The sequence below is a fragment of the Mycobacterium sp. TH-M106 genome (assembly GCF_057473765.1).
In genome coordinates this window covers 1-11,237 of record NZ_JBYCLE010000172.1, presented here as the reverse complement: position 1 = coordinate 11,237, position 11,237 = coordinate 1, and the positions used below count along the sequence as shown (strand labels likewise).

Below are 11,237 nucleotides of genomic sequence, written 5' to 3'. Positions count from 1 at the left end.
GGTAGCCCTCGGAGATCGCCAGCACCGCGGCGGACAGGCACACCGCGGCCAGCGAACTGCTGAACACCCGCAGCGGCAGGCCGGCGTACCACAGCAGTGCCAGCAGGATGATCCCCAGCGACACCGTCTGCCCCAGGTCGGGCTGTGCCACGATCAGCGCCAACGCGATGACAGCAGCCGGCACCAGCGGAACCAGCATTTCCCGCAGCGTCGCCCGCTCCATCCGCCGGGCGGCCAACAGGTGTGCACCCCAGATGGCGAAGGCGATTTTGGCCAGCTCGGATGGCTGCATGGAAAATCCGGCTACCACGAACCAGCCGCGAGAGCCGTTGGCGACCGTGCCGATACCGGGGATCAGCACCAGCACCAGCAAAACGATGGTGACGGCGAACCCGGTGAACGCGATACGCCGCATGAACCGAACCGACATCCGCAACGTCAGATAGCAGGCGGCCAAGCCGATCACCGTCCACAGCACCTGTTTGCCGAAGATGACCCACGCCGAACCGTCCATACCGTAGGAGCGCACCCCGGATGCCGACAGCACCATGATCAGGCCGAGGGTGGTCAGCAGCGCCGCAACGGCAACGATGAGGTGAAACGACGTCATCGGCCGGCTCAGCCAGGTGCCGAACCGGGTGCGCGGCACTTCCTGCCGAGCAGACGTAAAAACCCCCAATATGCCCGGCCTGAGGGGACTTTTGCATCTGCTCGCCGCAATGCGTAGCCCGGCCAGCAACCGAGTCAGCACGCTGGTCACGCTGGTCACGCCGACCTACCGAACCGCAGCGCGGGTGGCGGCAACGAACGCCTCGCCACGAGCGGCATAACCGGTGAACTGGTCGAACGACGCCCCCGCCGGGGCCAGCAAGACCGTGTCGCCGGGCCGGGCCAGGTCACGGGCGGCAGCCACCACCGCCGTCATCACCGCAGCGCTCACGGACACGTCGCCGGTGTCAACCACTTCTGTCACATGAGCAACAATAGGCTCAGCAGTATCATGCATACCAGCATCGTCGCTTGTCACCACATGGACAACGGGGACATCCGGCGCGTGTCGCGATAACGCATCGGCAAATTGGCGGCGATCACGGCCGATCAACACGACGCCGGCCAAGCGGTCGGCGACGCGTGTGACCAGGGCGTCGACGGCGTCGCTGGAAACGCCCTTGAGCAGGCCCCCGGCCACCCAGACCACCCGCGGATAGGCCAGCACCGAGGCCTCCGCCGCGTGCGGGTTGGTGGCCTTGGAATCATCGACATAGCTGATCCCGTCGGCGACAACGACCAGTTCGGCGCGGTGGTGCCCCACCCGGAACGACGCCAGCCCGGCCGCGACCGCCTCCGCGGGCACGTCAACGCAGCGGGCCAGCGCCGCGGCGGCCAGCGCATCGAGCACCCCGGCTGGACCGGGTACCGGTATGGACGCGACCGGTGCCAGCACCAGGCCGTCGGCGGAGCCGGAGAAGGCACGGTCTACCAGCATCCCGTCGACCACCCCCAGTTCACCGGGGGCCGGTTCACCGAGCCGGAAGCCGACCCGAGTCGGTGCGGCGGCACCGGCCAGCAGGCCCGCCGCACGGGCGTCGTCCAAACCCGCAACCGCCACCCGGCCGCGCAGCACCCGTGCCTTGGCGGCGGTGTAGGCGGCCATGCTGCCGTGCCAGTCCAGGTGGTCTTCGGCGATGTTGAGCAGGACACCGGCCTCCGGTCGCAGGGACGGCGCCCAGTGCAGCTGGAAGCTGGACAACTCGACAGCCAACAGGTCGGCCGGTTGCGACAGCAGATCGAGCACCGGGCTGCCGATATTGCCGCAGAGCAGGCTGGGCAGTCCCGCGGCGGTCAACATGGCGTGCAGCATCGATGTCGTGGTGGTTTTGCCGTTGGTGCCGGTGACCACCAACCAGCGCCGCGGCGGCCCGTAACTGCCCGCCGCATCGAGTCGCCACGCCAGCTCCACATCACCCCAGACCGGTACACCGGCCCGTGCCGCCGCAACCAGCACCGGTGCGCCCGGCGGGAATCCCGGGCTGGTGACGACCAGGGCGTATTCTCCGATGCCCGGCGCGGCCGCGGCCGAACTCACCGTGGCGACCTCGGCTCCGGTGTATGCGCGCAACGCCGCCGGATCGTCGTCGCACAGCGTCAATGCCGCCCCCAGCGGCCGCAGCGCCCTCAGCACCGCACGCCCGGTCACGCCGGCACCAGCGACCAGCACCGGCACACCGGGTGCCAACGGCATCAGCCCAGCAGTGGTGGCGCTCATTTCCGCTCAGCCTCCGACCGCTGCGAACCACTCGCCGTAGAACAGGGCCACGCCCAGTCCGCAGCTGATCGCGGTGAGCAGCCAGAACCGGATGATCACTGTGGTCTCCGCCCAGCCGGCCAGCTCGAAGTGGTGATGAAACGGCGCCATCCGGAAGACCCGGCGGCCGGTGGTGCGAAACGCCAGGATCTGCACCACGACGGAGAGGATCTCGGCGACGAACAACCCGCCCAGCACCACCGCCAGGATCTCGGTGCGGCTGGTCACCGACAAACCGGCGATCACGCCACCCAGGGCCAGCGATCCGGTGTCACCCATGAAGATCTTCGCCGGGGCGGCGTTCCACCACAGGAATCCGATGCAAGCGCCCGCGGTCGCAGCGGCCAGCAGCGCCAGGTCCAGCGGGTCGCGAACGTTGTAGCAGCCCAGGCCGGGTGCGATGGCGCAGGCGTTGCGGTGCTGGAACACGGTGATCAGCACATAGGCCGCGCTGACCATCGCCATGGCGCCGGCAGCCAGTCCGTCCAGGCCGTCGGTGAAGTTGACCGCGTTCGACCACGAGGTCACCATGACGACGCAGAACAGCACGAACACCGCCGGAGGCAGTGTGACGGTGGCGATATCGCGCACATACGACAGCTGCGCGCTGCCGGGCGTCAGACCGGCAGCGCTGCGAAAACCCAGTGCCAGCACGCCGAACAGCACCGCAGCGGTGATCTGGCCGACCGTCTTGGCGGTCTTGTTCAGGCCCAGGTTGCGCGATCGACGGATCTTGATCAGATCATCGACGAAGCCGACCGCGGCGAGCACGGTCGCCAGCCCGAGCACCAGCAGGCCGGACGCCGACGGTCCCGCGCTGTCGAGTGCCAGACCGGCGAGCTGGGCGCCCAGGTAGCCGCTCCAGATCCCGGCCACGATGGCCACCCCGCCCATCGACGGCGTGCCGCGTTTGGTCTGGTGGCTGGGCGGGCCGTCTTCGCGGATCTCCTGGCCGAAACCCTGCCGGGTGAACAGCCGGACCAACACGGGTGTCAGCAGGATCGTCACCGTCAGCGCGACGCCAGCGGCGATGAGGATCCGTATCATCGGGGTGTGCTTTCGCCGTTGGGGTCGTGGTGGGCTAATGCATCGGCGAGCACAGTCAGTCCGGTCGCGTTCGAGCCCTTGACCAGCACTACGTCGCACGGGCGCAGTTCGGCCCGGAGCAGCGCCAGGGCGACGTCGGCGTCGGCGACCATGACGGCTCCCCTGTCCCGAGCCGCCCACGCGCCTTCCATCACCGCGCCGTGGTGCATCGCGCTCAGAGCTCTCCCGGTTCCGACGACAACGAGACGAGACACATCTAAGCGCACCGCCAGTCGGCCGATGCGATCGTGCTCGGCTATCGCGTCCTCGCCCAGTTCGGCCATCTCACCCAGCACCGCCCAGCTGCGCCTGCCACGCTTTTGGTGGGCGATCCAGGCCAGCGCCTGCAACGCGGCCCGCATCGACTCCGGGTTGGCGTTGTAGGCGTCGTCGATAACCGTCACTCCGTCGTCGCGGGTGCTGACCTGCATGCGGTGCCGCGACACCGGGCCGGCACCGGCCAGTGCGACGGCCACCTGCTCGGCACTGGCGCCGCACTCCAGCGCGACCGCCGCCGCACACAGCGCGTTGTCCACTTGATGGTCTCCGGATACCGCAAGCGCGATGTCGACCGCGACGCTGCCGTGTGCGCCGGTGTGCATCGTGAAGCGCGGGCGGGCCAGCTCGTCGAGGGCCACCGGCCCGGCCCAGATGTCGGCAGGCCCAGCGCGGCTCACCCGCACCACCCGGGCCGCGGTCTTGTCGGCCATCGCCGCCACCGCCGGGTCGTCAACATTGAGTACGACGACCCCCGACGGCGGGACCGCTTGCGGCAGCTCCGATTTCGTTTCAGCGACGGCCTGGCGCGACCCGAACTCGCCGAGGTGTGCGGTGCCGACGTTGAGCACCACCGCAAGCTGCGGCGGCGCGACGGCCGCCAACGCCGCGATATTGCCCCGATGACGCGCCGACAGCTCCAGCACCAGGTAATCGGTGCTTTCGTCGGCGCGCAACACCGTCCACGGATGGCCCAGCTCGTTGTTGAACGACCCCGGCGGTGCCACCACGTGTCCCAGCGGCGCCAACACGGCGGCCAGCATGTCCTTCATCGAGGTCTTGCCCGACGAGCCGGTGATCCCGACGATGGTCAGCCCTTTCGCTCTCAGGTCGGCGGCCACCGCCGCGGCCAACCTGGCCAGCGCGGCGAGCACCGCCGCCCCGGACCCGTCGGTGTCGTGTTCGAGCACACCGGCCCGGCTGCTGGTGTGCGCGTCGGGCGCTACTGGCGCCGCTAAGATCGCCGGCACCCCGACCGGGCGGGCTGCCAGCACCGCGACCGCTCCGGCCGCCACCGCCGCGGCCGCATGGTCGTGACCGTCGGAGCGTGCCCCGGGCAGCGCGACGAACAGCCCGCCGGGAGCGATCTTTCGTGAGTCGAATTCCACGGTCCCGGTGACCCGGGCACGTGCCGCCGCAGCGGGGTCGATGTCGGCCAGGGTGCCACCGACGATCTCGGCGACGCGGGCAAGGCTCAGCGGGATCACCGGCGCGCCTCCAGGGCGGCCGCCAGCTCCACCCGGTCGTCGAACGGGCGGGTGCGCCCGCCGGCGGTCTGTCCGGTTTCGTGACCCTTGCCGGCGACCAGCACCACGTCGCCCGGCCGCGCCCAGCCGACCGCGTAGTCGATAGCCGCCCGCCGGTCGGCAACCTCGATGATCCGGGCGCAGGTGTGCGCCTCCGTCGCGCCAGCCATGATGGTGCGGCGGATGGCCGCCGGATCCTCGCTGCGCGGGTTGTCGTCGGTGACGACGACCAGATCGGCGAGTTCGGCGGCGATCTGGCCCATCGGGGTGCGTTTGCCCGGGTCGCGGTCGCCGCCCGCGCCGAACACCACCGCCAGCCGGCCCCCGGGTCGGCGCAGTGTGGTCAGCGCCGCCCGCAGTGCACCCGGCTTGTGCGCATAGTCGACCAGCGCCAGGAAGTCCTGGCCGCGGTCGACCGGCTCCAGCCGCCCAGGTACCCGGGTATCCCGAAGGCCCGGGGCCGTCTGCTCGGGCGACACCCCGACCGCGTCGAGGATCGCCAGTGCGAGCAGACAATTGGCGACGTTGTAGCGGCCCGGCAGCCCGATGCCCACTCGATGGTGCCCGCCGGCCGGATCGACAGCGGTGAACTCCTGACCACCATCGATGCCCGCCACCACGTCCTCCGCGCGCCAGTCGGCGGGTTGGCCGGTCGTGCTGACGGTGACGACGGGCGGGCCGGCCAGCGTGGCCATCGCACGCCCGGCGTCGTCGTCGACACAGACCACCGCGGTGGCCGCGTGCAACGGAGAAGCCGGGTCGAACAGCCGCGCCTTGGCGTCGAAGTAGGCCGCCATGCTGGGATGAAAATCCAGGTGGTCCCGCGACAAGTTGGTGAATCCGCCGACCGCGAACCGCATTCCGTCGACGCGGTCCAGCGCCAGCGCGTGGCTGGACACCTCCATCGCCACGGTGTCGGCGCCGCGCTCGGCCATCAACGCCAGCAGGGCCTGCAGTTCCGGCGCCTCCGGGGTGGTGAGCGCGCTGGGCAGGTCGGCGCCGTCCATACGAATCCCGACCGTGCCGATCAGCCCGGCCGTCCTGCCCGCGGCCCGTAGCCCCGCCTCGACCAGATAGATCGTGGTGGTCTTCCCGGACGTGCCGGTGACGCCGATGACCGTCAGCTGCTCACACGGATGCCCGTAGACGGTGGCGGCCAATTCGCCGAGCACACCGCGCGGAGCGGGATGCACCAACACCGGCACCGTGCGCAGTGGGCCGATTTCGGAGACCCCTGCCGCATCGGTGAGCACCGCCGCCGCACCACGCTCGATCGCCTGGCCCGCGTATCGGGCCCCGTGCGTCCGCGAGCCGGGCAGCGCCGCAAAAAGATCGCCGGCCAGACTGTCCTGGGCGCGCAACGTCACCCCGGTAATCGGCCGCTCCGGGACGGCACCGCCGTCGGCGGGCACCGCACCGGTCCGGGCGACCAGCATCGACAGTGACACACCTGCGGTGCGGCTGGGACGCAACAAAACGGACACCCGAGATCACCTCCGTCCGCCGCGGCCCGCCCTGAGATTACCCAGCGGCCTCACCGGTTGCCCGATCGAGCGGCAATCACTTCAGATGACGCTAGAAAGGCGGAGGTCGGTTGCGTTCGGCGACGTGGGCGTCGTTGAGGGCGCGTTCGGCGTCGATGCGTCGGGTGCGGTCTTGCGTACGGGTGCGTTTGCGCAGCGGCATCATCACGGTGCGATCCCCGCTGTGTTGTTGCCGCGGTGTGGGACAAGGTAATTCACCGGTCGGTAAACACAAGCTGGGGAATAAGAGCCGGCTACCGGGATAGGTGGTGTAGGCCTGCGCGGCGGGACTGGTCCAGGTGATGGTGCCGTCGGGGTGCTGTTGGTCGTGCCAGCCCCAGAACGTTTTCAGCAGATGATGTTTGCGGCATAGGCAGCGGAGGTTTGTTGCAAGTCCGGAATCTACCCCCTTACGGTCCGAGACCAGCCAGGCGCGGATGGCGTGGTAACCAGCGGTTATGCCGCGTCGGGCGTGGCCGTGGGGGTGGTCGGGGTGGTGCCGAACAGGACTCGGAGGTCGGCGCCTTGGTAGGCGTTGCAGTCGACGGTGTGTCCGGCGATGCGGGCTTGGTTGGTGAATTGCCAGGCGGCCGGGGTGGCACCGCCGTAGGCCGTCCAGCCTGTGCCGGTGTTGGCACCGGAGTTGGCGTAAATGGTGGAGGCATACCCTCCGCCGTCGGGATAGCCCGACGACACCAGGTAGTTGGTTAGTCCTGCCAGGGTTCCGCCGCCTTGCTGTTGCCAGTACCAGCGGGGGTAGTAGCCCAGCTGCACGGTGATGCCGGCGGTGTTGAGCGCGTCGACGACGGCGGTCAGGTTGGCCAGATTGCCGCCGTTGGCTTCCCAGTCGAGCATCGCAACCGGCCCGCCGCTGTTGGCCGTCCAAGTGCGGGCTTGGGCGGCTGCGTCGTCGGTGGTGACGTAGTGATAGCCGATGACGGGCAGATTATGGTTTCGGCACCAGTGCTGCACGGTCGGCCAGTAGGGGTCTTCGTAGTAGCTGCCTTCGGAGACTTTGTGGCAGATGCCGCTGAAACCTTCGGGCACAAGCTGTTCCAGGAAGTTTATGGCGTCGTCGGTCGATGACCAGTTGTTGTTGCTGCAATCGGGGTAGAACAGCGTCACGGTCGGTGCCAATGGTCGGTGTGGGCAAGGCGCTTGGTGGTCCTCACCGGCCCGTCATGCTCGCGGCGCACCTGCCAGCACAGCCCGTCCTCGGTTTTGACCGCGGTGGCGACCGCTCCGGCTTGACGGCGGACCTCCCCGGCACGGGTCGGACGACCTTGCCTATTCACCGCACAACTCCTCTATTAGTGCGACTTAGCCTGAAGCCAGGTGGTTTTGATCAGCAAGCTGGGGAGTCTAACCGGGTAACACCCCGCAGACAACAGGGCCGGTACACAGGGGCCGAGCGCCGGATCGGAGACGACCGGCAGTCAGCGGGCGTCACCGAACCTCGATTCTTCACCCGGTTGTGTTATGTGGGTGTCGTGAACGTGAAATGTGCACTGCCTCAACGATAATCGGTGTTGCGAGCACGCGATTGCCGAGACGAGGAGTGCACCTGTCAGATGCAGGCTACTACGGATTGGGTCGGACGGTCTGCGGGTTGAGGTGCGTGGCGATGATGTGGTCGGGCACGCCGGGGCGGTGATCCCGCGAATGTTGGCCGATGCGCCCCGGCCTAACCAGTGGTTTGTCGGCGGCGTTGTCGCGGGCCGGAGGTGATCCATGATCGGGGTGCGGCGCTGCGGGATGTGGCGGTGTCGATCAGCGGGGGTGCGCAGAATCTGGCCGGGACCGCGGTACTGCGCAACCAGGCCAGGTTGTTCGGGCCGGTGGCGGGCAACGAGGTGCCTCACCTAAAAGTGAGGGGGAAGCGTGGGCGTTTCGCGGGCATTTTAGGTGAGTCAAGCCGAGCAACGAGCAATTGACACCTAGCAGAAATGTCGCTAGACTGGCCAGGTGGCTGAGTCAGCAGGCACCAATCTTACACCCACAGATATCGCCTTGCTGATTGATATGCTGAATCTTGGTACTGTTGTCGCGAACGCGATCTCATCTTTAATGCCGTATGCGCCCGATGCTTTGGAATTCATCGCCAGTATGACTGGCGACGTTGCCGAACCAATCGTGGATGCGGTACATGACGCGATCTGCGGTTGACGCACTACATCACACGATCTGCGAGTTGTGACTGAGGTCGATTATTTGCAACTTGCGATTTATTTTATTTGCAGTCTAGGGAATCGCTTCAAGAATGCACGCGCCCATTCCGACGCCGGCCCACACTATATTCCAAATTGCATCAGCCAATTCGGCAGCCGCACCCCATGTATCCGGATCGAGTAACGCCTGCAAAAGGGCATCCGAAAGACTCTTTAGAGCAGCTACAAAGGTGTTATAGGCAGCAGTCAAATCGGCCATGGTTGGAGCGGTTGAAGCGACCGCGGTCATTCAACTACGCTAGCGTAGTGACTTCCTAGCTGTCAATCGTACCGCCGGATTCGTGTTTGGAACTTGGCCCGGTGAGACCATGCGCTCAGGCCGGGACCGGGGTGAATCCCGCGCCGGGTCCGCCTTTGGCGTTGACGTCGTCAAGAATCCTACTGAACAAGACCACTGTGGACTCTGGGATCGCGCGAAAACCACCCCAGGAGGTCCAACCACGAGAGGCCATTCCGAACAGCAGGTCATCGGTGGTCACCGGGCGTCCCTCGTCTCCGGGTTGGAAGACAGCTTCGGCCATGTTTCGGCCTGGCCCGTCTCCGGGGAGAGTGGTGATTACGCCGCACTGAATGCCGGTGTCCGCGCCGTCCGTGCATGCCGGTTGCCGAAATCCGGGGTCGGGGCCGATGCCGTTGATCGCGAAGCCAGCGAAGTTGGCCGTCGGGGCCACCTCGGCGGGGTCGAACTTGATGACCCCGTATTTCAGAAGAGAGGGCTCGACAGCCACCACGCTCCCGATTGGTCCACCACCTAGCGCGGCGACCGGGGAACCGGGGCCACCGCAACTCGCGGCGGTGAAACCAACCAGGTCACCGGCCTTGTCGTGACCGATCGTGGTCAGGGTGCACAAAGTGCCGTCGACCATGATGCCCGCCCCACCGCCAAGCGGGACCGTCGCCGACGCAGTCGGAGCCAGCAGCAGACCAGCCAGTAGCGGGATGAGCACACACACGCCCCTCCGCCAGCCATATCCCATCCTCATCAACCCCACCGTAAAGCACTGCCAAGCAGCTGCCCACAGGATTGCTGGTCATTCGTCACAACCTGTTGTCTCCCAGCTTTCAGGAGTAGGGTGACGCCACGCTCGCGCCTGATCGCGGCCGATGGGAATATCGAGGGGAATACTGATGCCTGTACCTGGCGTTCACAAGTGGGTTGTCGGGGCGCTGTTGGCAGGTGCCGCTGGGGTGTTCGGGGCTGGTGCCGCGTCCGCCGACGATGGCACTATTTCCGACATCAACGGCTGGGCCGTGACGCTGACAGGCGGTGATGGGTCAGACAGCCTGTTGCCCGCCGCAACGCTTTCCGACCCGAGTGATTCGCTGGGGTTGGGCAGTGAACCGATCACGGGCAGCTTCGGCAACTCGACGCCGCCGATCGGCGACATCGGATCGGACGAAACATTTAACACACCCCTGTCCACTGTCGGTACGGCGGACTACTTGAGCATCCAAGACAACTGGTTCTCTGGATTCGAGACCGCGATCGTTCAGCCCGGCCAGGACGACGGCGCTGTGATGTCGCTTCTGATGCCTGCCGCTGGCGGTAAAGAAGTCGTCGACCTCTTCAACTTCGGTACCTCAACCACTGTGCCGCTGTTCAACCCGGACGCCACCGGCCCCATCGACATCGGCGGGCTTCCCCTGGCCGACCCTCAGGACGGGGCCTTGCTCAACGACCTGGGCGGCGCGCTTTTCGACGGCAGTGCCACCGACTGGAGTCACGCGATGACGCTCTTGGATACCCTGTTCGGCATCGATCCCTCAGGGGCTGCCGATGCAGCGGTGAGCGCGCTGGGCTGAGCAGGCGGCGCGGGCCCACCTACGGGTGCCTGCTGATGACCCCTGATGACCCGAAGTTTCGGCCGCAACAGGCTGTCCTACGTGGCGAAACGCTGCGCGTGGACGGGTTCTAGCCAGAGTCATCTTTCGTCGATGACCGCCAGGTAGCGCGCGGCTGAGGCGGACCCCACCGCCGAGTTGGGTCATTTGGCCCAGTGCCTTGAGTTTTCGACTTTCAGTTGACGGAAGATCAGTTCCTGCTGGCGCTCTATGGAAGCGTCATCGAGGCTGCCCAGCAAAAATTCCTAGAAAAGCCCAGGTTCTTCTGCATCCGACCTGGTAATTTGAGTTGCTATGACTACACCGAATTACCCGCAGCTCGCAACAACCTTCCAGCAGCTTAGTGACAAGACTCAGTCCCTGATGCAGCAGTTCCAGAACCAGGGCACTGGAGGCAGCGATCAACTGGTGAGCATCACTACTCCCGGCTCCTACACCGTCCAGATCCCGTCCGGTGCGACTTCGGTCGACATGGTCCTGCGCGGCGCCGGTGCTGGCGGCGGCGGATACGACGATCAGTCCGGTGTCGCGGGCGGGACGGACGGCGGCGAAACGACCGCATCGGTGAACGGTGGAGGTGTCTCGGCATATGCCACCGGCGGCACCGGAGGCGGCGAAGGCGATGGAGGCACCGCGGGCTACGGTGGTGACTCGCCGAGCGTCATCTTCAATGGGCAAAGTTACACGGGCGGTATCGGCGGTGCCGCAGGTGACAACAGCGCTGGGGGCA

General features: G+C 66.9%; 11 protein-coding genes and 1 pseudogene. 3 read left to right on the top strand and 9 right to left on the bottom strand.

Features of this window, described 5'->3' with window-relative positions:
- The 7 genes from AC2VOP_RS06115 to AC2VOP_RS06085 all read right to left on the bottom strand — a co-directional run.
- Nucleotides 1–682 (bottom strand): FtsW/RodA/SpoVE family cell cycle protein (locus AC2VOP_RS06115; protein WP_486960123.1); only part of this gene is annotated, 682 nt, incomplete at its 3' end.
- A 93-nt stretch (nt 683–775) separates the two neighbouring features.
- A complete protein-coding gene (gene murD, locus AC2VOP_RS06110) occupies nt 776–2,266 on the bottom strand; it encodes a UDP-N-acetylmuramoyl-L-alanine--D-glutamate ligase (RefSeq protein WP_486960120.1) in 1,491 nt (496 codons plus the stop codon).
- A gap of 6 nt (nt 2,267–2,272) precedes the next feature.
- Complete coding sequence (gene mraY, locus AC2VOP_RS06105; RefSeq protein ID WP_486960119.1) at nt 2,273–3,352, bottom strand: phospho-N-acetylmuramoyl-pentapeptide-transferase; 1,080 nt, start codon at nt 3,350–3,352, stop codon at nt 2,273–2,275.
- The gene (locus AC2VOP_RS06100; RefSeq protein WP_486960118.1) at nt 3,349–4,875 is read right to left on the bottom strand and encodes a UDP-N-acetylmuramoyl-tripeptide--D-alanyl-D-alanine ligase; all 1,527 of its coding nucleotides are present in this window, start codon (nt 4,873–4,875) and stop codon (nt 3,349–3,351) included. Before AC2VOP_RS06100 ends, mraY begins: the two co-directional genes overlap by 4 nt.
- Nucleotides 4,872–6,350, bottom strand: coding sequence for a UDP-N-acetylmuramoyl-L-alanyl-D-glutamate--2,6-diaminopimelate ligase (locus tag AC2VOP_RS06095; protein WP_486960122.1), 1,479 nt, complete (start codon nt 6,348–6,350; stop codon nt 4,872–4,874). The genes AC2VOP_RS06100 and AC2VOP_RS06095 overlap by 4 nt, the downstream gene beginning before the upstream one ends.
- 543 nt (nt 6,351–6,893) lie before the next feature.
- Nucleotides 6,894–7,562, bottom strand: a complete 669-nt coding sequence (locus AC2VOP_RS06090; protein WP_486960117.1) for a GH25 family lysozyme — start codon at nt 7,560–7,562, stop codon at nt 6,894–6,896.
- A complete protein-coding gene (locus AC2VOP_RS06085; RefSeq protein WP_486960116.1) occupies nt 7,559–7,732 on the bottom strand; it encodes a hypothetical protein in 174 nt (57 codons plus the stop codon). The genes AC2VOP_RS06090 and AC2VOP_RS06085 overlap by 4 nt, the downstream gene beginning before the upstream one ends.
- 670 nt (nt 7,733–8,402) lie before the next feature.
- Here AC2VOP_RS06085 and AC2VOP_RS06080 point away from each other — a divergent pair.
- Nucleotides 8,403–8,603: a hypothetical protein gene (locus AC2VOP_RS06080; RefSeq protein WP_486960115.1), complete on the top strand. Its 201-nt coding sequence runs from the start codon at nt 8,403–8,405 to the stop codon at nt 8,601–8,603.
- 75 nt (nt 8,604–8,678) lie between these two features.
- On the opposite strand, the gene AC2VOP_RS06075 is transcribed toward AC2VOP_RS06080, so the two are convergent.
- On the bottom strand, nt 8,679–8,894 hold the full coding sequence (locus AC2VOP_RS06075) for a hypothetical protein (protein ID WP_486960114.1): 216 nt from the start codon (nt 8,892–8,894) through the stop codon (nt 8,679–8,681).
- Nucleotides 8,895–8,979: 85 nt separating this feature from the next.
- Nucleotides 8,980–9,642 carry a chymotrypsin family serine protease gene (locus AC2VOP_RS06070; protein ID WP_486960121.1) on the bottom strand — a complete coding sequence of 221 codons (663 nt, stop codon included), beginning with the start codon at nt 9,640–9,642 and terminating at the stop codon, nt 8,980–8,982.
- A gap of 151 nt (nt 9,643–9,793) precedes the next feature.
- On the opposite strand from AC2VOP_RS06070, the gene AC2VOP_RS06065 reads away from it, so the two are divergent.
- Nucleotides 9,794–10,468, top strand: a complete 675-nt coding sequence (locus AC2VOP_RS06065) for a hypothetical protein (protein ID WP_486960113.1) — start codon at nt 9,794–9,796, stop codon at nt 10,466–10,468.
- Nucleotides 10,469–10,801: 333 nt separating this feature from the next.
- Nucleotides 10,802–11,237 (top strand): annotated as a pseudogene (locus AC2VOP_RS06060) (hypothetical protein); the annotation flags it as partial.